Source organism: Flavobacterium humi, assembly GCF_004745595.1.
Lineage (GTDB): Bacteria > Bacteroidota > Bacteroidia > Flavobacteriales > Flavobacteriaceae > Flavobacterium > Flavobacterium humi.
Genome location: NZ_SRLH01000005.1, coordinates 202742 through 226287 on the forward strand (window position 1 = coordinate 202742; position 23546 = coordinate 226287).

Annotated in this window: 21 protein-coding genes and 1 tRNA gene; 16 read left to right on the forward strand and 6 right to left on the reverse strand. The window is 41.1% G+C overall.

Annotated features, from left to right (window positions below):
• Positions 1–16 precede the first annotated feature (16 nt).
• On the reverse strand, positions 17–2788 hold the full coding sequence (locus E4635_RS10605) for a 2-oxoglutarate dehydrogenase E1 component (protein WP_135526670.1): 2772 nt from the start codon (positions 2786–2788) through the stop codon (positions 17–19).
• A gap of 209 nt (positions 2789–2997) precedes the next feature.
• Here E4635_RS10605 and E4635_RS10610 point away from each other — a divergent pair, with 209 nt between their 5' ends.
• Together E4635_RS10610 and E4635_RS10615 are read left to right on the forward strand one after the other, a co-directional pair.
• Positions 2998–3450 carry a hypothetical protein gene (locus E4635_RS10610; protein ID WP_246020748.1) on the forward strand — a complete coding sequence of 151 codons (453 nt, stop codon included), beginning with the start codon at positions 2998–3000 and terminating at the stop codon, positions 3448–3450.
• 248 nt (positions 3451–3698) lie between these two features.
• On the forward strand, positions 3699–4973 hold the full coding sequence (locus tag E4635_RS10615; RefSeq protein WP_135526672.1) for a hypothetical protein: 1275 nt from the start codon (positions 3699–3701) through the stop codon (positions 4971–4973).
• A gap of 89 nt (positions 4974–5062) precedes the next feature.
• Here the strand turns inward: E4635_RS10615 and E4635_RS10620 are convergent, their stop codons facing one another.
• Together E4635_RS10620 and E4635_RS10625 are read right to left on the reverse strand one after the other, a co-directional pair.
• Positions 5063–5413, reverse strand: coding sequence for a hypothetical protein (locus tag E4635_RS10620; protein WP_135526673.1), 351 nt, complete (start codon positions 5411–5413; stop codon positions 5063–5065).
• Between the two features lie 53 nt (positions 5414–5466).
• A complete protein-coding gene (locus E4635_RS10625) occupies positions 5467–6441 on the reverse strand; it encodes a polyprenyl synthetase family protein (RefSeq protein WP_135526674.1) in 975 nt (324 codons plus the stop codon).
• Positions 6442–6582: 141 nt separating this feature from the next.
• Between E4635_RS10625 and E4635_RS10630 the strand changes: the two genes are divergently transcribed.
• The 5 genes from E4635_RS10630 to E4635_RS10650 all read left to right on the forward strand — a co-directional run bounded on the left by E4635_RS10630 (position 6583) and on the right by E4635_RS10650 (position 14545).
• On the forward strand, positions 6583–7692 hold the full coding sequence (locus tag E4635_RS10630) for an MBL fold metallo-hydrolase (protein WP_135526675.1): 1110 nt from the start codon (positions 6583–6585) through the stop codon (positions 7690–7692).
• A 162-nt stretch (positions 7693–7854) separates the two neighbouring features.
• Positions 7855–8451 (forward strand): TetR/AcrR family transcriptional regulator, encoded by a 597-nt coding sequence (locus tag E4635_RS10635; protein ID WP_135526676.1) that lies wholly within the window; start codon positions 7855–7857, stop codon positions 8449–8451.
• A 13-nt stretch (positions 8452–8464) separates the two neighbouring features.
• Positions 8465–9796: a TolC family protein gene (locus E4635_RS10640; RefSeq protein ID WP_135526677.1), complete on the forward strand. Its 1332-nt coding sequence runs from the start codon at positions 8465–8467 to the stop codon at positions 9794–9796.
• Between the two features lie 21 nt (positions 9797–9817).
• On the forward strand, positions 9818–10957 hold the full coding sequence (locus E4635_RS10645; protein WP_135526678.1) for an efflux RND transporter periplasmic adaptor subunit: 1140 nt from the start codon (positions 9818–9820) through the stop codon (positions 10955–10957).
• Between the two features lie 120 nt (positions 10958–11077).
• Entirely contained in the window at positions 11078–14545 is a 3468-nt protein-coding gene (locus E4635_RS10650; protein WP_135526679.1) for an efflux RND transporter permease subunit, read from the forward strand.
• 57 nt (positions 14546–14602) lie between these two features.
• Here E4635_RS10650 and E4635_RS10655 read toward each other — a convergent pair whose 3' ends face one another.
• Together E4635_RS10655 and E4635_RS10660 are read right to left on the reverse strand one after the other, a co-directional pair.
• On the reverse strand, positions 14603–15553 hold the full coding sequence (locus E4635_RS10655; RefSeq protein ID WP_135526680.1) for a DUF3078 domain-containing protein: 951 nt from the start codon (positions 15551–15553) through the stop codon (positions 14603–14605).
• 196 nt (positions 15554–15749) lie between these two features.
• Positions 15750–15823: transfer RNA gene (locus E4635_RS10660), tRNA-Ala, on the reverse strand.
• Positions 15824–15886: 63 nt separating this feature from the next.
• On the opposite strand from E4635_RS10660, the gene E4635_RS10665 reads away from it, so the two are divergent.
• From E4635_RS10665 to E4635_RS10700, 8 genes are all read left to right on the forward strand, one after another.
• Positions 15887–16210, forward strand: coding sequence for a 2Fe-2S iron-sulfur cluster-binding family protein (locus tag E4635_RS10665; RefSeq protein ID WP_135526681.1), 324 nt, complete (start codon positions 15887–15889; stop codon positions 16208–16210).
• Between the two features lie 100 nt (positions 16211–16310).
• Complete coding sequence (locus E4635_RS10670; RefSeq protein WP_135526682.1) at positions 16311–16673, forward strand: S-adenosylmethionine decarboxylase family protein; 363 nt, start codon at positions 16311–16313, stop codon at positions 16671–16673.
• 3 nt (positions 16674–16676) lie between these two features.
• Positions 16677–17909 (forward strand): DUF4178 domain-containing protein, encoded by a 1233-nt coding sequence (locus E4635_RS10675; protein ID WP_135526683.1) that lies wholly within the window; start codon positions 16677–16679, stop codon positions 17907–17909.
• On the forward strand, positions 17910–18095 hold the full coding sequence (locus E4635_RS10680; protein WP_135526684.1) for a hypothetical protein: 186 nt from the start codon (positions 17910–17912) through the stop codon (positions 18093–18095).
• A gap of 15 nt (positions 18096–18110) precedes the next feature.
• Positions 18111–18326 (forward strand): DUF350 domain-containing protein, encoded by a 216-nt coding sequence (locus E4635_RS10685; RefSeq protein WP_135526685.1) that lies wholly within the window; start codon positions 18111–18113, stop codon positions 18324–18326.
• Positions 18319–19836 carry a polyamine aminopropyltransferase gene (locus E4635_RS10690; RefSeq protein WP_135526686.1) on the forward strand — a complete coding sequence of 506 codons (1518 nt, stop codon included), beginning with the start codon at positions 18319–18321 and terminating at the stop codon, positions 19834–19836. The genes E4635_RS10685 and E4635_RS10690 overlap by 8 nt, the downstream gene beginning before the upstream one ends.
• On the forward strand, positions 19814–21442 hold the full coding sequence (locus tag E4635_RS10695; RefSeq protein ID WP_135526687.1) for a flavin monoamine oxidase family protein: 1629 nt from the start codon (positions 19814–19816) through the stop codon (positions 21440–21442). The genes E4635_RS10690 and E4635_RS10695 overlap by 23 nt, the downstream gene beginning before the upstream one ends.
• Positions 21420–22436, forward strand: coding sequence for a hypothetical protein (locus E4635_RS10700; protein WP_135526688.1), 1017 nt, complete (start codon positions 21420–21422; stop codon positions 22434–22436). Before E4635_RS10695 ends, E4635_RS10700 begins: the two co-directional genes overlap by 23 nt.
• A 27-nt stretch (positions 22437–22463) precedes the next feature.
• Here E4635_RS10700 and E4635_RS10705 read toward each other — a convergent pair whose 3' ends face one another.
• Positions 22464–23246, reverse strand: a complete 783-nt coding sequence (locus tag E4635_RS10705; protein WP_135526689.1) for a DUF3050 domain-containing protein — start codon at positions 23244–23246, stop codon at positions 22464–22466.
• 39 nt (positions 23247–23285) lie between these two features.
• Between E4635_RS10705 and E4635_RS15900 the strand changes: the two genes are divergently transcribed.
• Entirely contained in the window at positions 23286–23420 is a 135-nt protein-coding gene (locus E4635_RS15900) for a hypothetical protein (RefSeq protein ID WP_262710638.1), read from the forward strand.
• Positions 23421–23546 lie beyond the last annotated feature (126 nt).

Consider the following 23546-nt stretch of genomic DNA (forward strand, 5'->3'; position numbering starts at 1 on the left):
TGTTATCAAAAATGATCTATTGGAATAATGTCTTGTCAAAAACCATCGCAATGGCTGCCGCATGACGTTTTTTAGAACGCACGTAGCTTCCTGCTGCCGGCGCGCTGTATGCTTTTGGCGAAGCCACGCGGAATTTCACTTCGTTGAAGTTCATCAGCATAAAACCGTACGCTCCCATGTTTTTAGGCTCTTCCTGTGCCCAAACATAATCGTCTGCGTTAGGGTATTTGGCGATGATGGCTTTCATTTGCTCAACAGGCAACGGGAATAATTGCTCCACACGTACGAACGCTACGTCGTTTCTTCCGTTGGCATCCCTTTCCGTCAATAGGTCATAATAGAATTTCCCGGTACAGAATACCAATGTTTTCACATCATTTGCATTTACGGCGGTATCGTCTATGACTTCCTGGAACTCTCCATTGCTAAATTCTGTTATCGATGAAACGGCTCTTGGGTCACGCAATAAACTTTTAGGAGTAAAAACAACCAGCGGTTTACGGAATTTGGTCACCATCTGCCTTCTCAATAAATGGAAGAAGTTGGCCGGAGTCGTACAATCGGCTACATACATATTGTGGTTAGCGCACAATTGCAGGAATCTTTCCATACGTCCCGAAGAATGTTCCGCGCCTTGGTTTTCATAACCGTGAGGCAATAACATAACCAGTCCGTTCTGATTGTTCCATTTGTCTTCCGCTGCGGAAATGTACTGGTCAATCATGATTTGGGCGCCGTTGCCAAAATCCCCGAACTGCGCTTCCCAGATGGTCAGTGCATTTGGGTTTGCCAAAGCATAGCCGTATTCAAATCCTAAAACCCCGTATTCTGAAAGGTGCGAATTATAAACCGAAAAGTTTCCTTTTTTGTTCGGGATCTGGTTCAATAAGATCACTTCTTCTTCCGAATCCTCCACTTTGACAACAGCATGGCGGTGTGAGAACGTTCCACGCTCTACATCCTGGCCCGAAATACGGACATCGTAACCTTCTGTCAGAAGAGAACCGTATGCCATCATTTCTCCCATAGCCCAATCGAGTTTGTCCGTTTCGAAGAACATCGATTTACGGTCGCTGATCAATTTGGAGATTTTGCTGATGAATTTTTTGTCTGCCGGCAATTCAGTAACTGTCTTGGCGACATCGGTAAGGATGGCCTTGTCTACTTTTGTGTCGTATTTTTGAAGCATGCCTTCTGCTTCCACCTGGGCGAAACCGTCCCATTCGTCTTGCATAAAAGGCTTGATGATCGTCAGGTCTTTTTTTCTTGAGGCCTCAAGGTTTTCTTCCAGGTTGGCTTTGTATTCCGTTTCCAGACCCGTTATGAAGCTTTCGTCAATGGAACCTTCGGTTTTTAGTTTCTCGGCATAAATATCACGGGAATTTTTATGTTTTGAAATCTCTTTGTATAATTTTGGCTGTGTAAAACGAGGTTCATCCCCTTCGTTATGGCCATATTTCCTGTATCCTAATAAGTCGATGAAGACATCTGTCCCGAATTCCATGCGGTAATCCAATGCGAAAAGCATAGCGTGTACTACAGCTTCTGCATCATCGGCATTTACGTGCAACACCGGAGACAAGGTTACTTTTGCCACATCCGTACAGTATGTTGAAGAACGGGCATCGAGGTAATTCGTTGTAAAACCTACCTGATTGTTGATGACTAAGTGGATGGTTCCGTTGGTTTTGTATCCGTCCAGTTTTGCCATCTGTATAATTTCGTAAACAATTCCCTGTCCGGCTACTGCAGCATCACCATGTACGGCAATTGGCAGGACTTTTGAGAAATCGTTAGGATAGTATTTGTCTTGTTTGGCGCGGGCAATTCCTTCAATCACGGCTCCTACCGTTTCCAGGTGGGACGGGTTAGGCGCTAAATTGATGTTGATGCTTTTTCCGGATTGCGTCGTTCTTGTAGCGGTTAAGCCCAAGTGGTATTTTACGTCACCGTCAAACAAAGCGTCATCGTCGTAGTCTTTTCCGTCAAATTCCGAGAAAATATCCTGTGTCGGTTTTCCGAAAACATTCGCCAAAACATTCAGACGGCCACGGTGGGCCATTCCCATTACGAATTTTTCAACACCTTTGTCGGCAGCCGCTTCGATCAATGCGTCCAATGCCGGAATGGTAGACTCACAGCCTTCTAAAGAGAAACGCTTTTGGCCTACATATTTGGTGTGAAGGAAATTTTCAAAAGAAACAGCCTCGTTTAATTTCTTAAGGATGCGTTTTTTCTGGTCTGTATTGAAGTTAGGCAAATTGTTGTTGATGTCCAGTCGGCGCTGTATCCATTCGATTACTTTCGGGTCACGGATGTACATGTATTCGATACCGATGGACTCACAATAAACACTGTTCAGATGCTTTAGTAATTCCTGAAGGGTACAAGGGTTCAGATTCACCACACGGGCAGCGTCAAAAACAGTATTCAGATCCGCGGAAGACAATCCGAAGTTCTCAATGGCCAAAGTTGGCGAATATGTCCTTCTGTCCCGCACAGGGTTTGTTTTGGTAAACAAATGGCCGCGGGTCCTGTATCCGTCGATGAGTTTTAAAACGTTGAATTCTTTCTGTAATTTTTCCGAATTGCCATTATCAACTCCCTGGTTTCCAGCTGAAGGCGATGCTTGTTCTGCAGGGCTTCCGTCGAATTCGTTCGCAAAGTCAAACCCCTGGAAAAAACTTCTCCAGCTTGGCTCAACGCTGTCAGGATTTTGTAAATATTGTTCGTATAAATCTGCAAAAAATGCAGTGTGTGCTGCGTTTAAAAAGGAAAACCTATCCATAATTCTGTCGAATGACGATTTTTGGTTAAAAAAATTTTGACAAAAGTACAATACTTTGCTATAATCTTCTAATGTTTTTTATACTTTTATATCATAAAATATTGCTAAAAATGAAACAGAAATTTCGCTTCCTCAGTTTTTTAACAAGAATAGCAATTTGTGTTTGTTTTTTTCTGTTTTTATCCCAAAGTCATGCGCAGGATTCCCTTATGACGCGCCAAAAAAGCGAATTTTGGAAAAAAGTACGGTTTGGCGCAGGACTGGGCTTGGGATTTGGAAGCGAATTCACGAACATTTCCGTAGCACCAAGTGCCATTTACGATGTAAACGATTATTTTTCAGTGGGATTGGGTGTGCAATACGGCTATGTCAAGCAAAAAAACGTGTTCAACTCACATCTTTACGGAGCCAGCCTGATCACTTTGGTCAACCCTGTCCAGGAAGTCCAGCTTTCGGCAGAATTGGAACAGCTCCGTGTTAACAATACTTATTCTTATATGACTCCGGCGGTTAAAGATGATTTCTGGAGTACAGCCTTGTTTTTGGGAGCGGGTTATTGTGCTCAAAATGTCACAGTAGGAGTCCGTTATAATGTCCTGTATAAAGAAGCCGATAATGTGTACAGCCAGGCCTGGATGCCTTTTGTTCGCGTTTATTTCTAATATTTTTTTTCTTCCCGTTTGTGATTTTAGAAGTATTTTGAGTAATTTTTCTCATAAGCGCATTTATTTTCATAAAAATTATTTCACTTTAACAAATTAACAAGAATAAAATTATGCATTTAACAAATTTTATGGTAATTCCGTAGTTTTTTGTGATTTAGAACAAGTAATTTTAATTGGCAATATGTTGACTGTCTAATTTGGATCATCCTGATTTGAAATAAAACGGGCAACGTTACCTACTTGTTATGAAAAAAATAATCTGGAGCATTGTTCTCTGCAATACGCTTTTAGGGATTGCACAAACAACTAGAGGAATTTCAAATGACGTTAATTGGACTAAGGGCTGGACCAATTTCAAACCCAAAACCACAGAATACAGAGAGTCTTCAAATTTGCTGGTAGGCATAATCAGCCAAGATATGAAACTTTACAAAAAAGAAGTTTACCTGCTGACCGGTACGGTGTATGTTGCCAATGGAGCGACATTGACCATTGAGCCGGGAACAGTAATACGTGGAGATTATAGCACTTCGGGGACATTAGTTATAACCAAAGGCTCAAAAATCGTAGCCATAGGAAACGAAACAGACCCTATTGTTTTTACGTCCAACAAAGCCGCCTCGGAAAGAAGGGCAGGTGATTGGGGCGGCCTGGTCTTGATGGGAGATTCACCAACAAATGATTTTACAGGAAGGCTTGATTTTAACCTCGAGCCAAAATACAACGTTTACGGCGGTACAAACGAAGACGGTGATTCGGGTGCGCTCAAATATGTCCGCATTGAATTTGCCGGGAAAAAAACAAAGGACAACAAAACCTTAAGCGCATTGTCGCTGGCGGGTGTTGGCGGGAAAACCATACTTGATTACATACAGGTCAGTTTTTCAAATGACGATTCCTTCGGAGGTTATGGAGGCGTGCTGAACCTGAACAACCTGGTTTCATTCCGGGCTATGGATGACGATTATGATTTCAACAAAGGCGTGCAATGCAAGATAAAAAACAGTATCGCCGTGAGGAATCCCTATGTGTCCGATTCCGGAAAGTCAAGATGTTTGGAGGTTAAATCGTATGATATCGCTTCCAATGCAGACCTGACCAAAAAACCGACCAATGTTACGGCCAGCAACATGACCTTGTTAAACGAAGAAAATAACAGCGCAGGACTCATCCGGGAAGCGGTTTATGTTAAAGAGAACACTGTTTTTACCTTTAGCAGCAGTGTTGTTTCCGGGTTTACACAATGCATCCTCCTGGACACAAAAATACGGGCGGACCTCGAAGACCTGAAAAAGATAAAACCGGAAAAACTACTCCTGAACAATTGCACCGGATATATTGAAAGCGAAAATTCAGGCAACAATACGCAATTGAAAAACTGGTTCAACAGCGATGTATTTATGAACGATTTCTCTAAAATTGAAAACCCTGAGTTTTTTATCGAAACCGATATAAAGAAAACACCCGATTACAGGCTCAAAGCAAATCAGAAATTAACCAGCAGTGTGGTAACTAATTGAGTTGAATTTTTGATTTTATAAACCTTCCCGTAAACTAGTTTGGATAATGCTATGGGAAGGTTTTCTTATGGAATGACGGTACTTATTTGCTAGAATTTATTCCGGAACCAGACTTTTTGCCATTCCCTTTTTAAAATATGGAAAGCGACTTGTTCCGATAATTCCACCAGGTCGGAACCATCGAGTTTGCGTATCTGGTCTTCGGGAACATCAACAATATAAAGCAAATTGAGGTATTCGGCAAATTTGTATTGGATAAGCCGATAGATCTTTTCGTGCAATTGCAGTTTCAAATCGATCGGGGAAATGGAAACCTGGAAATCGACACTTTCGTTAGCCAGCGTAAAATCCTTGTTGATCTGTTCTACAAGTTGGATATACAATTCCTCTTTCTGGGCTTCAGAAAGCAATAAATCGGTATTTTTTGGTGCGATGTACATTCGTAGGATTTTATTTTGAAGCCATAATTAATTGAAATGACTACATTATTTGTTTATACGTTTCTCATCATTAAATTTTCGCCAAAAGACCGTAAAATGTCTTTTTTATCTTGTCCGATATTCATTTTTTCCAAAGTTTCGAAGGATTTGAAAGTATACTCTTTGATCGCCTGCTGAGTAGCTTCACTGGCTCCTGTGGTATTGAAAAGCTCTTTTATGGAGCTGATCTTATCCTTATTGTCCGTAGGTTGGATGGAAAACAAATGCAGCAGTTGCTCCTTTTCATCCGGTCCTGAAAACTCAATGGCCTTAAGGTAAAGATAGGTTTTTTTGTTTTCAATGATATCGCCGCCCACTTGTTTTCCAAAGGTTTCAGGATCGCCAAAAGCATCCAGGTAATCATCCTGTAATTGGAAGGCAATGCCCAGGTTCAGCCCAAAATCATAGATCAGGTCTGCATTTTCTTCTGAAGTTTCGGCTACAATCGCACCCATTTTCATCGCGGCTCCCACTAAAACAGCGGTTTTGTACTCGATCATTTTCAAATATTCGGGAATGGTCACATCGTCGCGCTGCTCAAAATCAACGTCCCATTGTTGTCCTTCGCACACTTCCAAAGCTGTTTTGCTGAATAGTTTTGCCAAATCCCTGAAGATGGCCGGCTCATATTGTTCGAAATGCTGGTAGGCCAGGATTAGCATGGCATCACCAGATAAAATACCGGTATTCACATTCCATTTTTCATGAACGGTTTCATTTCCCCGGCGCAACGGAGCATCATCCATAATATCGTCGTGCACTAGTGAGAAATTGTGAAAAACCTCTACAGCGGTAGCGGCGGCCAATGCTTTTTTGCAATTGCTGTTAAACACTTCTGCTGCCATTAAAGTCAAAACCGGGCGCATGCGTTTGCCGCCTAACGATAAGATATACGAAATGGGTTCGTAGAGGTTTTTAGGTTCTTTGGCTAATGAAAGGTTGGCAAAATGCTCTGAAATAATGTCCTGGTATTGAGAAATGGAAAGCATGGATTTAATTTTCTGCTAAAATACTTCAAATTAAACAGTTTTTCAAATGTTAATTTTAACTTAAAACTGCGGAAACTTTTTTGGTTTCTAAAGTTTCCATTTTACATTTGCTCCCGATTCAACGAATAAAAAGTTACAAATATGATAGTTGCGATAGTAATAATGGTTGTTTTTGCGGTGCTGGTTTATGCATTCCTGCGGCAGCCTCAATTCGGGAAACTTTCCAGCGGGAAAAGATTGGAAACCATCCGGAAATCACCCAATTATAAAAACGGGGCCTTTCAAAACCTTAACCACACTCCAAGCCTGACAGAAGGAGCTAGTTTTTTTTCTGTAATGAAGGAATTCATCTTCAATAAGAATGAAGCCAAAAAACCACAAGGGATGCTTCCTTCGGTTAAAACAGATTTGTTTCACCTGAATCCGGCAGAAGATACGCTGGTTTGGTTTGGGCATTCCTCTTATTTTATGCAGGTAGACGGAAGGAAAATTTTAGTCGATCCTGTTTTCAGCGGTTCGGCTTCGCCAATTTCCTTTACAACCAAAGCCTTTGAGGGCAGCGACAGGTATACGGCTCAAGACATGCCGGAAATTGACTACCTTTTCATTAGCCATGACCACTGGGACCATCTGGATTACAAAACCATTATGGAGCTTAAGCCTAAAATAAAGACTATTATCTGCGGCCTGGGCACCGGCGCGCATTTTGAGCATTGGGGCTTTGATACTGGTAAAATCATAGAAAAAGACTGGAATGAAAGTTTCCAGCTGGAAGAAGGTTTTCAGGTCCATACCGTTCCAGCGAGGCATTTTTCAGGACGCGGACTTACCCGGAATAAAGCGCTTTGGCTATCGTATGTCCTGCAAACGCCCAAATCAAGGCTATTTATTGGTGGCGATAGCGGATATGGCAGCCATTTTGCAAAGATCGGGAAGCAATTTGGCCCTTTTGATTTGGCTATATTGGAAAACGGGCAATACGATAAGAGCTGGAAATACATCCATATGATGCCGGAAGAAGTTTTTCAGGCGGCTAAAGACCTGAATGCCAAAAAACTGTTCCCCGTGCATTCGTCAAAATTTGTCCTGGCCAACCATAACTGGAATGAACCGCTGATAAAAATTTCAGCGCTAATTGAAGGAACTGGAATGTTCCTGATGACCCCTAAAATAGGGGAAAAAACCTACTTAAAAGGAAATCTTGAATTCCCCAAATGGTGGGAGTTTCCTAATGAAATCCTAACAGAATAATCAAAAAAAAGCAACAAATCCAGTAAGCACTGGGCTTTTGGCGAATGTTAAAAAATTGTAAAAACATCGGAAACTATTTTGGTGTTAAAAGTTTCCTTTTTACATTTGCACCGAAATTTAGTGCTTCGGTATATAGAAACCGGAATAAATTCAACATTTAAAATGAAAGAAAAAATTTTAGCTAGGGCAAGTGAGATGTTTTTGAAACTCGGATTCAAAAGCATCACTATGGATGATATAGCGGGAGATATGTGTATTTCTAAAAAAACGATCTATAAATATTTTTGCAACAAGGAAGTGCTGGTGGAAGAAGCTACGGAGATGATCCACAACCAGATACATGAGATTATAGATAAAATCGTAGCCTTGGATTACAACGCGATCGCAGAGAATTTTGAAATCAGGATCATGTTTAAGGAAATGTTTAAATCCTATGACACTTCACCGGTGTATCAGTTGAAAAAGCATTATCCTGAAATCCATGCAAAAGTCATGACTCGGGAGCTTGACGAATGCAATAAATGTTTCCGCCAAAACCTGGAAAAAGGAATACAACAAGGATTGTACAGGGAAGGAATCGATATGGAAACGGCTGTGAAGTTTTATTACACACTCATTTTCAGCATCAACGAAAACACAGTCTCCGAAAAAGAGGCGCAAAGACTCGAACTGCATGCACTGGAATACCACACTAGGGCCATTGCAACGCCAAAAGGGGTCGAAGAATTAGAGAAACAATTACTAAACCCTAATATATAACAACCATCCATCCATGAGAAAAATATTTATTCTACTGGCATTTGCCTTTCTTGCAAAAGTAAATGCGCAGGATGCCAAACAAACGTACTCTTTCAGCTTGCAACAGGCAACTGAACATGCGTTGCAATACAATTATTCGGCCATTAATTCCGGAAGGGATATCGAAGCTGCCAAAAAGAAAAAATGGGAAACCACCACTATGGGTTTGCCGCAAATTAATGGCGCTGTAGATTATCAAAACAATTTCAAAATCCAAAAAACTTTGCTTCCGGGGGAATTAATTAATCAGCCTGGAACTTTTTTTGAAGCTGAAATGGGAACCAAACAAAATATGGGGGCAAGATTGACATTGAGCCAGCTTATTTTTGACGGTTCTTACATTGTTGGGCTCCAATCGGCTAAAGTGTATTTGCAGCTTTTTGAAAATTCCAAAAGGAAAACAGATTCCGAAATTAGGGAAACGGTTACCAATTCCTATGGGAATGTGCTTTTGGCAGAAGAAAGCATTAAAGTTTTGGAACGCAACCAATCTATTTTGGAAAAAAATTATAAAGACGCCAACCAGATTTATAAAAACGGCCTTGGTGAAGAAGAAAGCGTAGAACAGATTTCCATCACTTTGGCAACGGTAAAGAGCAATCTTAATAATGTGAAAAGATTACGGGAAGTGGCCTTGAAAATGCTTAAAATCAATCTGGGCATCGAACTAAATGACGAACTGACACTTACTGATAATTTAGAAGCTTTGTCACAATCCAATCTGGCACTGGCTTTGGAAAGCAACGAGTTTAATGTGAACAATACTGTTGATTATCAAATAGTATCCAACATGACCGAGCAGAAAAAACTTTTGCTGAAACTCGAAAAAAGCAAGGCATTGCCGTCGCTTGCTGCTAATGTCAATTTCGGGTACAACGCTTTTAGCCAATCGTTCAGTTTTTTTAACGAAAATCAAAAATGGTACAATTATTCTAATTTAGGCGTGGGTCTTAATGTTCCTATTTTCAGTAGTTTGGGAAGAAGTGCCAGGACACAACAGGCAAAAATAGCCTACGAGCAGGCAAAAACTTCACAAACCGAAACCGAGCAAATGCTGAAACTGCAATTCGAGAAATCAAAAAGTGAATTTGAGTTCAGTATCGAAGAATACGCAACAGCCAAAAGCAATTTGAACCTAGCCGAAAGAATCGAGAAAAAGCAACAAACCAAATTCGCGGAAGGACTATCGACCAGTTTTGAATTTACCGAAGCACAGCGCCAGTTGTATAGCGCCCAGCAAAGTTATTTGCAATCTATGGTAGATGTGATCAACAAAAGAGCCGCACTGGAAAAAATCATAAAATAAACAACTAAACATATATACAAAATGAAGAAGATATTTATCATTACATCGCTTTCAATACTGCTGTTTTCGTGCGGCAGCAAAGAGAATACATCCAATATCGATAACTTAATCGAGTCTAAAAACATAACGGAACTTAAAAGCAAAAGAGCGGCCATCCAGGCTGATCTGGCAAAAATCGATGAGGCCCTGGCTTCCATGGAGAAAAAAACAGAAGAGGCTTTAGTGGAAACACTTGTTTTGAAAGATACGGCTTTCAACCATTACCTTGAAATCCAGGGAAGTGTGGATACCAAAGAGAATATCCTGGTACAGCCGGAATTTTCAGGAGCCTTGGTTTCGTTTAATGCCAAAGCAGGCCAGAGAGTCGTAAAAGGGCAGGTTTTAGGCCGTATCGATGATGGAGGAATGGGTCAGCAATTGGCGCAAATCCAGACACAATACGAATTGGCCAAAACAACTTTTGAAAGACAAAAAAGATTATGGGACCAAAAAATCGGTTCTGAAATCCAGTATTTGCAAGCACAGACACAAATGGTCAGCTTACAGAAATCATTAGGGCAAATGAGGGCTCAAATTGCCAAAACAGTTATCAAAGCGCCGTTTACAGGTGTAATCGATGAGGTTTTTGTAGAAAGAGGCCAGGTTGTGGCGCCAAGCCAGCAAGGGTTGATGCGTATCGTGAATTTATCGAATATGTATGTGTCAACATCTGTACCGGAAACATACATCGGAAAATTGAAAATCGGTTCTGAAGTAGATGTTTTCCTGACTTCTTTAGGAAAAACCTACAAAGGGAAAGTAAGACAGGTCGGAAGCTATATCAATCCAAACAACAGAAGTTTCGGTATTGAAGTGAGCGTGCCAAATCCTGAAAACTTATTGCGCCCGAACCAGGTTGCCAAGCTTAAAATCATCGATTATGCTACCAAAAATGCTATCGTGGTGCCAACCAATGTAATCCAGGAAGATGCAAGCGGGAACAAATTTGTCTTTACCGTAACCAATGCAAATGGAAAAGTGGGAACAGCCAAAAAAGTATTGGTTAAACTAGGAAAATCATCAGATAATGTTACTGAAGTACTAAGCGGATTGGCTGCTGCCGATATCGTGGTAACCGAAGGGGCAAATACCATTTCCGAAGGAATGAAAGTGACATTCTAAAAAACTAGAGTTTCGTTAGGTTAGAGATTTAGATACTACGTAAGAATTTTGTTGGTCCTGAATCTCTTAAACTTCTAAAGATCTAACCTTTCAGGCTTTAACCTTATAAACTAAACAAAAATGAGTCATCAAAGTAAAGAATTTAGTATATCAAGCTGGGCTGTAGACAATCGTGTCACAGTATACATCTTGACGTTATTGATTGTTATTACGGGAGTTATCGCCTACATAACAATGCCGCGTGAAGATTTCCCGGAAATTATTGAAAATAAAGTCTATATCTCATCTGTTTTCCCTGGGAACTCTGCGGAAGACGTTGAAAAATTAATCGTAAAACCACTCGAGAAGGAAATCAAGAACATTTCCGGGGTGGAAAAAATCACTTCGAGTTCTTTCCAGGACTACGGGATGATTATCGTGGAATTTGGCGATAAAGTAACTATTGAAGATGCCAAAACCAAAGTAAAAGATAAAGTTGATATTGTAAAAGCCGATACCGACTGGCCTAACCTGGACAACGGAAGTAAAGTCGAGCCGAGTGTTTTCGAATTGAATATTTCGGAAGAAGTGCCTATCCTGAACATCAACCTTCAGGGGAATTATACTACTCAGCAATTAAAGAAATACGGAGAACAGCTTCAGGATGACATCGAAGAAATCCCGGAAGTTAAAAAAGTAGACATCCTTGGGGTTGACGATAAAGAAGTGGAAATTGCAGTTGACATTTTCAAAATGACCGCGGCCCAGGTTTCATTCGACGAAATCCAAAATGCGGTTAAATATGAAAACATGACGCTTTCCGGCGGGAATTTAATTTCACAAGGTTCCCGAAACAACATCAGGATCGTTGGAGAGATCAAAGACCCGAAAGAACTGGAAAACGTGATTGTAAAATCATACGGCGGGACAGTGTACCTTAAAGATATTGCGGTTGTAAGTTTTAAGGAAAAAGAAAAAACAACCTATGCCCGTGAAAAAGGCACCGAAGTTGTCATGCTTAACGTTAAAAAACGTTCCAACCAGAATATGATTTCTGCCATAGAGCAGGTTAAGGAAAAACTGAACGAGGCAAAGGCTTCTTACCTTCCTTCAAACTTAAAAATCGAACTTACAAACGACCAGTCTTCCCGTGTGGAACACCAGGTAGATGAACTTTCCAACCACATTATTTTCGGTATTGTACTGGTAATGATCGTGCTGATGTTTACGATGGGTTTACGAAATTCCTTGTTTGTAGGAGCAGCTATCCCATTGTCTATGCTGATGGCTTTCAGTATCCTTTCTGCTTTCGGGCTTACGCTAAACACCATGGTGCTTTTCGGATTGGTTATGGGACTTGGGATGCTCGTGGATGATGGTATCGTGGTGGTCGACAACGTTTTTGCCAATATGAAAAAAGGAATGGACCGCGTCCACGCCTCCAAAATAGGTATCGGCGAAATCGCATGGCCGGTAATTTCTTCTACGGCTACTACCTTAATGGCCTTCTTACCGTTTTTATTGTGGCCGGGTACCATGGGTAAATTCATGAAGTATTTCCCGATTACCCTAACGGTGACCCTGTCTGCGTCATTATTCGTAGCGATGGTTGTGAATGCTGCCATGACAGGAGGTTCGATGGATACTGAAGACAGGAACGTTTCTAAAAAATCGGCCAAGCTCTATTCCATAATTTTTACAATAGTTGCAGTTATTTTTGTATTGATTGGAAATATTTACGACTCTAAATTTGCAAGGGCAATAGGGCATTTGGCCATCATATCACTTGGTTTGATGTGGTTGTATAAACTGAAATTGTACCAATGGACACAGGATTTCCAGCATAGTTTTTTCCCAAGGATGGAAAACAAGTACAAAAGTTTCTTGTCAAAAATCCTTACGGGTAAGAGAGCCTGGATCGCTTTGGCCGGAATTATCGGGATGCTGTTCTTCTCTTTCATACTTTTAGGTGTTTTCCCTAGAAAAGTATTGTTTTTCCCGGATAATATTCCAAACCAGGTTATTACTTACATCGAATATCCGCAGGGAACCGATATCAAGAAAACCAATAATGCGACGCTTTTTGTTGAAAAACAGGTGATTTCCATCTTAAGCAAATACATAGACCCGAAAACGAACAAGAACTTCCTTGCCGAATCGATTGTATCGCAAGTAGGGGTTGGGGCAGGAAATCCGAATGTGGATGCCGGTTCCGCTTCCGAAACACCATACAAAGGAAAAGTAACGGTCAATTTCTCTGAGTTTAAATTCAGGAGAGGGATCAATACGGCTGATATCCTGGAGGAAATCAGGGGCAAAGTGAAAGGAATCGCCGGAGCGACCGTAACCGTTGAAAAAGATGCAAACGGACCGCCTGCCGGATACCCAATCAGTGTGCAGTTGACCGGTATCGATTATGATGTGATGCTTAAGGAAGCAGACAAGATGATTGCCTTTATCAATTCGAAAAATATTCCGGGAATCGAACGTTTGAGTATCGATGTTAACAAGGAAAGCCCGGAACTTGAAGTAAAAGTGGACAGGGTAAATGCCGGAAGCCTTGGGGTTTCTACAGGCCAGGTAGGATTCAATTTGCGCCGTTCGGTATACGGACAGGAAATCTCTACATACAAAGAAGGCGATGATGATTACAACATCACCATGCGTATGCAGGACGATCAGCGTAAGAATGAAAACATACTGTTCAACCAGTCGTTGACATTCCGAAACCAGAACAACGGTCAAATGATGCAAGTGCCTATTTCAGCTGTTTCACAAACAGAGAAAACCACTACCTACAATCAGATCAAAAGGAAAAACCAGAAACGAATCATGACGGTTTACTCCAATGTACTGACAGGTTATAACGGAGACGAAATCACCAAGCAAATCGAAGCCAGCTTAAAAGGATATAAATTGCCTAAAAGCGTAACGTATTCGTTCTCAGGGGTTCAAGAAGAGCAAGGTAAAAACCAAAGCTTCCTTATGTATGCCCTTTTCCTGGCCTTGGCAGGGATTATGATCATCATCGTATTGCAGTTTAATTCGGTTTCGAAAACCCTGGTAATCTTGTTTACCGTTTTACTGAGTTTCAGTGGGGTGTTCTACGGATATGTCATCGCCAATATGGATTTCGTAATCCTGATGACCATGATGGGAATCATTTCCCTGGCGGGTATCGTTGTGAAGAACGGAATCGTACTGATGGACTTCTTTGTACTGTTATTGGACAAAAAAGTGGCCGATAATAGATTGACAAGCCATGATGATTTAACGTTAGATGAAATAAAAGAAGTGATTATCGAATCCGGAAAATCAAGGTTACGTCCTGTATTGTTAACCGCCTTGACTGCCGTTTTAGGATTGATTCCTCTGGCCATCGGGTTGAATTTCGATTTCTTCTCTTTAATTACAGATTTGAACCCGCACTTGTTCATGGGTGGAGACAACGTAATCTTCTGGGGGCCGCTGGCATGGACGATCATCTTCGGATTAACGTATGCAACCGTGCTGACACTGGTAATGGTTCCGGTAATGTTCTACCTTGTGAAAAGGGTGAAATACTGGTTGCGTGACCGCAGAAACAGGACTGTTGCCCTTGACAATTAATAATTGTAACCATAATAAATAAAAAAAGCCTCAAAATCATTTTTGAGGCTTTTTCATTTAAAAACTATATTCTAATCCGACTCCCAGGATTTGTTTCAGCTGTACTTTCGGCCCGACCGTAACCTGGACACCGTCGATATTTTCCTTGGCTTTGATATCATCGTCATACATAAGATGGGTGCCGATGGTCGCTTTTACATATTGATTGACAACCAGGTCCAACTGCAGTTGCCAGTCTACGTCAACATTCCCAAATTTATTGATATAATCAGAATAGAGTACCAAACGGTTTTCCATGAAAATGTTCCTGAAAATCTCATCCTTATGGTTGCAGGTAAACAAAAAACCCATTTCTGTCCTGGTTTTCCGTCCAAGCGAAACAATATTCCCGGTGTCGTCATAGACGGCTTTCGTCACTCCAAAGGCACCTTCATTAGCCAGTCGCCGGTCTAATACGAAAGTGGTTTTAAAAGTAAGCGGCGAGATATACAAGGTGAGTTTTGCCTCCTTATTTACATATTCAGCACCACTTCCCAGGAAAACATAAGCCGGGGCGAATAATTTGGAAATGGCTTTATCCCTGTTAGGGTAGGCGTAACCATTTGTAAATTGTGTATTGAAGTTGAACTTTGCCGAATAATACCATCTCGAAATCGTATCGTTCCGAAATCCGAAAGTCGAATTCAGGTGCAAGGCATCGTCAGTTTTCTGGATACCGTTGCCATCCTGTTTGTTGACACCGTATTTAAACAGTAATTCGTTATGCCATTTCGTGTTTTTGTATTCGTAAAGACGGGTAAATTGGCCCTTTAATAATCCTGAAACGGAATTCACGCCACCGGCGCTCCAGTTTACAAAAGCAATTTCGCTAATGTCAAAACCTACTTTGTTTTCTTTTTTCCAATGGGATGTGCTATCGGGGAGTGAGGTGATGATTTTGGTCTGGGAAAAGGCCGGTAACCCATAAAAAAATAGGGCCAATGCAAATACTAGTAATTTTTTTTTCATTCGTTGTCTGATTTGGTGTGCAAAAATCGGCTTTTCGACAAAAAAAGAAAATAAATTGGCGCTTTTTTTAAATAAAAAACCTCAAAAAATAATTTTGAGGTTTCTTGGTTTTTGGTTTGGTTTTTTGGTGTTAATCGTAAATTCCGGAACTCTTTTTACAGGTAAAGTGTTGAAATTGAGTTCCGTTGTCATTTTGTGGAGAATACCGGATTCGAACCGGTCACCTCTTGCCTGCCAGGCAAGCGCTCTAGCCAAATGAGCTAATCCCCCAAAACTGTTGCCAAATATAATCTTTTTATTGAATAATTTATATTTTTGCTAAAATTTTTTAGCATGGATATCACGATAAAAATAATCGATAGGGAAGGGAAAGCCCATGAAGTGCAGGCTCCGACAGATATGAATATGAATGTCATGGAATTGGTCAGAATGTACGAAATTGCCCCTGAAGGCACTATCGGGATATGCGGTGGAATGGCCATGTGCGCCTCCTGCCAGTGTTACGTGCTCAATGATGTGGCGCTCCCGGAAAAAAGCGATGATGAAGAAGCCATGCTTTGGGAAGCCTTCCATGTAAAAGAGAACAGCCGCCTGGGCTGCCAAATCAACCTTACTCCGGAAATTGACGGCTTGGCCATCGAGCTTGCTCCGGAATAATGCCTCAAAAACAATAATTTCCCTTTTTTTGTAACAAAAAATTAACACCTGCGTATAACTACCATTATTTTACAAGCAAACATTTTTTGGTAGTATTTACATGAATTCAATTTCCTATTCTCCGGGTTTACATAAATTAATGACGCTTCAGGTCGATAAAGCCGAAAAACTTACCGATAGCTCGGGATTTGTCGCTTTTACGGATTCCATCCTGGAAAAATACGATTTGGAAAAAGTGGGTGTCGTTGTTCATGATTTCGATAACAACAGTTTTACGATCGCCGTTTGCCTGAAGGAATCCCATATTTGCATACATACCTGGCCCGAGTTTGGCCAACTGACATTTGACGTTTATTTGTGCAACTACCTTCAGGATAATTCCCAAAAGGTAAAAGCCATTACGGATGCCTATGTCGCTTATTTTGAAGGGGTCATTATTAAGGATTTTGAAATTAACAGATAAAATATGAAAATATCTTGTTCCGAATGTAATGTTGCCACTGACCTGGAAATACGTTTCGATGTAGCGAGTTTTGCCTGCCCCAATTGCCAGAGTTTGTATACCATTTCTCCGGAAGGAATGCGGTTGCATACAAAATTCAAGTACCAGCCGGAGGATACAGGATTGGCCATTGGGCAAAAAGGGATTCTAAGAAAAGAAGAATATACCGTAACAGGGTCATTGGTAAAGAAAACATACGGTAAATATTATTGGAGGGAATATATCCTGCAAAACGCCTCAGGTGATTTTGTATATCTTTCCGAAGCAGATGGCCATTGGATTTTACTGACAGATATTGAAGAAAAACACAATGTCAAGGACCATCCGCCTTATATTGACCATGGTGACATGAGATTGAACCTGTACGAGTATACCGATGCCGAAATTGTTGCCGCACAAGGTTATTTTGATTTTGTAGTGCCGGATAAGAAAGTAAGCATGTTTGAATATATTTCGCCACCTTACTGCATTTCCATCGAAAGGCTAAATGACGTTGAAAATAATTTTCTGGGAGAGCATATTTCAAAAGCGGAAATCCGAAAGGCATTTCCTTCTTTGGCGCTACCGTACCAGCATGGAGTAGGAATTGTCCAGCCTTTTTACCTGAATGTCAAGAATACGGCCATCATTTTCTGTGCTACGGCTATTTTGATTTTTGCTTCGCATGCACTGATTTACAGCAACAGGGCGGAAGAAACTGTTTTAAGCAAGGATTTCCTCTTTAGTGATTTCATTAATAAGGATTTTGTAAGTCCTTCTTTTACTCTCGAAGGCGGTTCTGCTCCCATGACAGTTTCGGCCCAAACCAACACCAACAATTCATGGGCAAATGTCCAGGTCGCTTTGATAAACGAAACCACGAACGAAGAAGTGTATGCCAATAAGGATGTCGAATATTACCACGGCTATACCGATGGGGAAAATTGGACGGAAGGAGATAATAATGAGAAATTTTATCTCTGCGGTGTCAACGCCGGGAAATACCATCTTACGATAACACCACAAAAAGCAACCGAAGATCAGGGAAATCTTAGTATGAAGGTAGATGTGGTCTGGAGCCAGCCTTCTACCTGGAATGCCTGGATTCCTATTGTCCTGATGGGACTTGCGATGATCGGAGTGTATTATCTCAACGTAAATTTCGAACGTACCCGATGGGCAGAAAGCGATTATTCACCTTTTGATGAAGAAGAATAAATGGAAAATATATTTAAATTTATAAAAAGCAACGTTTGGGCCATTGTCATCGGATTGTTTTTCTATTCCGTATACCTGTATTTTACCTTTTCGGGAAACAGGATCTGCGATTGTGAAAAAACAGAAAAATACAATTCGTCCCAAACCGGAAGAAGAGGTTCAATCAATCATTTTTATCATAAATAACCAAATTAAACTATTATGGATATAGTATCATTAAAGCCCATCGTAAATTCCCTTATTTTCTCACTTCTGGGAATCATAATCCTGCTGGTTTCGTATTTCATAATCGAAAAACTGACCCCTGAAAACACCTGGAAAGAGCTTGTGCAGAAAAACAATACTGCTGTTGCTATTGTTTTAGGGGCACTTATCATTGGAATGTCGATGATCATCAGCGCAGCGATACATGGGTAAAAAATTCCTGAAGTTTGAATTCCTGCTTCTTTTTGCGGTTTTTACCATTGCAACCTGCGGGCTGGTTTACGAATTGGTCGCCGGGACACTGGCCAGTTATTTATTAGGAGATTCTGTAAAACAATTTTCTTTCATCATCGGAGTGTACCTGTTTTCGATGGGAGTAGGTTCGTATTTTTCGAAATTCCTGACTAAAAATATGCTCAACACTTTTGTGGAGATCGAAATTTTGGTCGGGTTAATCGGAGGATTGAGTTCCGTACTGCTTTTTTTATTGTTTGAGAGCGTTCAGTCCTTTCAATTCATTTTGTATTTTTTGGTTTTCGTGACCGGTTGCCTAGTTGGCCTTGAAATCCCGCTGCTGATGAATATTCTTAAGGACCGGGTAGAATTCAGGGATTTGGTTTCCAATGTTTTTACTTTCGATTATATCGGGGCACTGCTGGCCTCCATATTATTCCCTTTGGTATTGGTTCCGAAATTAGGGATCATGGGGACTTCGTTATTCTTCGGGATGATTAACGTGAGTATTGCCATTGTGCTGTGTTTTGTTTTGAAATCAGAATTGAAAAAGCAAAATATGCTAAAGGCAAAAGCGCTTCTTTCCTTTCTTCTGTTATTGATTGTTTTTATTTTTTCAAAAAACATACTGTCCTATTCCGAAGGAAGGCTGTATGGGGAAAATATCATTTATTCCCATTCCACACCTTATCAGCGTATCGTCTTAACGCATAATAAAAGCGATTACCGCCTGTACCTCAATAACAACCTGCAGTTCAGTTCGGCAGACGAATACCGTTACCATGAAGCCTTGGTGCATCCTGTAATGTCCATGGCAAAAAAAGTGAAAAATGTACTGGTCCTGGGTGGTGGCGATGGCCTTGCCGTCCGTGAGATCCTGAAATACAAAGAGGTGGAAAAAATCACACTGGTTGACCTGGACGAAGGCATGACCAAACTCTTCAAAACCAATGAAGTCCTGACAGGTTTCAACCAAAATTCCCTCAACAATCCCAAAGTGACCGTCCTGAACCAGGATGCTTATATCTGGGCAAAAAACTGCAAAAGCAAATTTGACGTGGTGATCATTGATTTTCCGGATCCATCCAATTATAGTTTAGGGAAATTGTATTCCCTTAATTTCTATAGTACGGTAAAACAGATCCTTTCTCCCGATGCCACAATCGTCGTCCAGACGACATCACCGTATTTCGCGCCAAAATCGTTTTGGTGTATCAACAAGACCATGATGGAGGTTTTTCCACAGGTCGATGCCTACCATGCCTATGTTCCTTCCTTCGGGGAATGGGGATTTACTATTGCCATGAATGGTTTTGGCACTGGTTTCAATCAGGTAAAAAGACAGGTTAACGGATTGAGGTTTTACAATTACCAGTTTGACAAATTCAATTATTTTTCCAAAGACATGGTTTCAAAAGAAGTTGAAATCAATAGGCTGGACAATCAAATCTTAGTACGTTATTTCGATGAAGAATGGGGTAAATTATAAGTATTCCAGGCGGAATTTCGTAAAAGGAATCGGGGCTGCCTTGCTCATGGTCCCTTTTTTGCAGTTTTGTACCGATAAGATTGCCACGCTACTCATTCGGTTGTCCGGGACCAATCATATTTTGGGGCATAAATTGCGTATAGGGGATTTTCCAAAACCGACCCGCAAAATCCATATCCCGTACCTTATTGTCGGCGGCGGGATCTCCGGTTTGAGCGCTGCGAGGCAATTGGTTAAAAAAGGCAAAACCGATTTTTTAATGATAGAAATGGAAGGCCATCTGGGCGGGAATTCTTCCAACGGGGAAAACCAATATTCTAAGTTTCCTTTGGGAGCTCATTATCTGCCGTTGCCTAATTTCCAGGACAAGGAATTGTTGCAGTTTCTAAAAGAAGAGGCCATAATTTTAGGATATGATGCCAATGGTTTTCCGGTTTTTGATGAATTACAGCTCACCTTCGCGCCGGAAGAACGGTTGTTTTATAAGAACAATTGGCAGGAAGGATTGGTTCCGAAAACAGGGAATACAACAAACGATGACCTTCAGTTTGAACGTTTTTTTTCTGAAATGGATGTTTTCAGGCGGGCAAAGGGAGAAGATGGTAAGTTTTTGTTTGATATTCCGTTATCACGTTCTTCTTCAGATGGAAAAACAAGGGATTTAGATCTTATAACCATGAAAAAATGGCTACAGGGCAAGGATTTCAGTTCTCAGCCTCTTTTCGAATATATAGATTATTGCTGCAGGGACGATTTCGGGTTGGGGATCGAATATGTTTCGGCCTGGGCCGGGATGTATTATTTCTGTGCCAGGAAACAGGATGCAGCACCGGATAAAAAGGACAATGTACTTACCTGGCCTGAAGGAAATGCGCGTTTGGCATCGCATTTAAAAAAATATACAAAAGGCAAAACCCTTACCAACCATTTGGTTTATGAAGTGAAAATACAGGACGGCACAGCCATTGTCAAGGCTTTTGATGCCGTGCATAAAGATTCCGTTGAGATTACCGCCGATACATTAATCATGGCTACGCCTCAGTTCGTGAATCAATATGTGATCGGAAACAGGAAAACATTCACTAAAGAATTTCAGTATGCGCCATGGCTTTTGGCTACATTAACAGTTCCTGGCTTGTCTGACAATTCCAGTTTTCCGCTGTGCTGGGACAATGTGATCCATGGTTCTGCAGGATTGGGTTACATTTATGACCAGCACCAATCTGTAAAGCAAGTGCAGGAAAAGAAAGTGATTACCTATTACCGCTGTTTCCCGTCTGCGGATTTGCGCAAAACAAGAAGGGATTTCTATAGCCGCAAAGAAGAGTATTGGAAACAATTGGTTTTCGAAGATTTAAAAACAGCCCATCCGGATATAGAAACCATCACTGAGCAAATGGACATTCATCTGTTAGGGCACGGAATGATTAGTGCCGTGCCGGGATTTATATTTGGAGAAGCCAAAAAGAAAGCCGCCCAGCCTATTGGCAATACGATTTTCTTTGCCCATTCGGATTTGTCCGGGATTTCTGTTTTTGAAGAAGCTTTTCACCAGGGGATTAATGTTGTAAACCAGATACTCGATGGACCAGCCTTGGATACATAAACCCAAAACGGATAGTATTTTCATCCTGGCGCCGTCATTTTTTGTACTGGCTGTTATTTTCATGTTCCAAGGATCCATTCAAACCATTGAGGAGCATTTTCCCTTTTATACCTGGCTTTTCCTCATCGTTTTTATAGACGTTGCCCATGTGTATGCAACTTTGTTCAAAACGTATTTCGTATCTGCCGAATTCAAAAAAAACAAAAGGCTGCTGCTGATCCTGCCTGCTTTTTGTTTTGGAGCCGGAATGCTTCTTTTTGCTTTCGGGAGTGCGGTTTTTTGGTCGGTCCTGGCGTATGTGGCGGTATTTCATTTTATCAGGCAGCAGTATGGGTTTATGCGGCTGTATTCCAGGTTGGAAGCAAAAACAAAAGCCGGGGTTTTTATAGACAATCTCATTATCTATACGGCAACCGGTTACCCTATGCTGTATTGGTTTTTGTCTTCGCCAAGAAAATTCAATTGGTTTGTCGAAAATGAATTCTTCCATTTGCAGAGCCCGTTGCTTCTCAAGATATCCGGCCTGCTGTATTTCTTGATTATAGGATTTTATGTCGTAAGGACGTTGTATAAGGCCTTTCGTGAAAAATATTTTAATATCCCCAAAAATGCTATTATAACAGGCACAGCGCTTTCCTGGTATTTCGGGATTGTTTATTTTAACGATGATTTTATTTTCACCCTGCTCAATGTTGTCTCCCATGGCATTCCGTACATGGCACTGGTTTATCTAAAAGAGATAGACAAGAAAGACCGTCAGGAATTAGGCGTGTTGCATTTTTTTAAAAACAGCAAAGGGCTCTTTTTGTATGTCGCTGTTTTATTGCTGATCGCTTTCTCCGAAGAATACCTCTGGGAAGTCCTGGTCTGGAATGAGCAGTTTTCACTTCACAACCTGCATTTTTCAAATTGGCAGTTCCTACTGGTCCCTTTGCTGACGGTTCCGCAATTCACACATTATATTTTAGATGGTTTTATATGGAAATCCAAATAAAAACGCCCCTAAATCCAGGGGCGTCTGTTATACTACTAAATGCTGTTCGTGTATGTGCTCTTCGATGGCATTCCAGAGGCCAATCCTTTTTTCCAGTGCCGCTACCGAAACTTCTTCGGCTTCCTTCCATTTCTGAGGGTTTTCACCACAAAGTTCCGTAATCATCTGCATCGCCATCGGGCCGTGCTCATCGGCATCAAGCTCAATATGCCTCTCAAAATAATACAGCAGTTTTGACAAATCGGTTTGAGGGAAATTGGCTTTGAAATTCTTAAGGATTTCGGTAAACATAACCGGGATCAAATCTTCCCTGCCAAAAGTAAACGCGGCTGCAATCTTATGCGGTTTGCCTTCTTCTATTACACGGAAGGTAAAATCCAAAAAAGCTTTTACATCAGGGTGTAGCCGGCTTGTTTTTATAGAAATGAAAATGTTCTTCGTAACCATAACATCTTCTAAAAAAGCGTCAATGGCTGAGGTATCCGCACCACAGGCCTGCATCGCTTCGAGGTACATCTCAAAATGGCTCTGCCTTCTTCCGTCTATGGCAAGATCCGTTTCTTCCGCCAGTACGATTTCGTTGATCAGGTACCGCATTTCGGGGTTGCTTGTGGCAAACCAGGGTGTAGTGGTACACGTCAGTTTCTGCTGTAAGGCTTTCAGTAAGGACATGAAATCCCAAACCGCAAACACATGGGTTTCCAGAAAACGATGCAAATCGTTTATATTCTGAATGTGCTGGTATAGAGGGTGATGGAGTAAGATATCCTTTTGAGCCCGGATATTCTCATTGATATGTTGTACCGTCATAGTGAGATAATTTACACAAAAATAGAAAAGCTTCTCTTTATGGGGAAGCTTTTTAACATCGAATTTATCAATGGCATGATTGGCAAAACGTATAATTTACGGTTTTATGGCCGTTTGCACAGCCTTGTGTACCGTTTGCACAGCCATGTGTATCGTTTGCACAGGCTTGTGTAGTGTTTGCATAGCCATGTGTAGTGTTTGCACAGCCTTGTGTACCGTTTGCATAGCCATGTGTATCGTTTGCATAGGCTTGTGTAGTGTTTGCATAGCCTTGTGTATTGTTTGCACAGAAAGGATCAA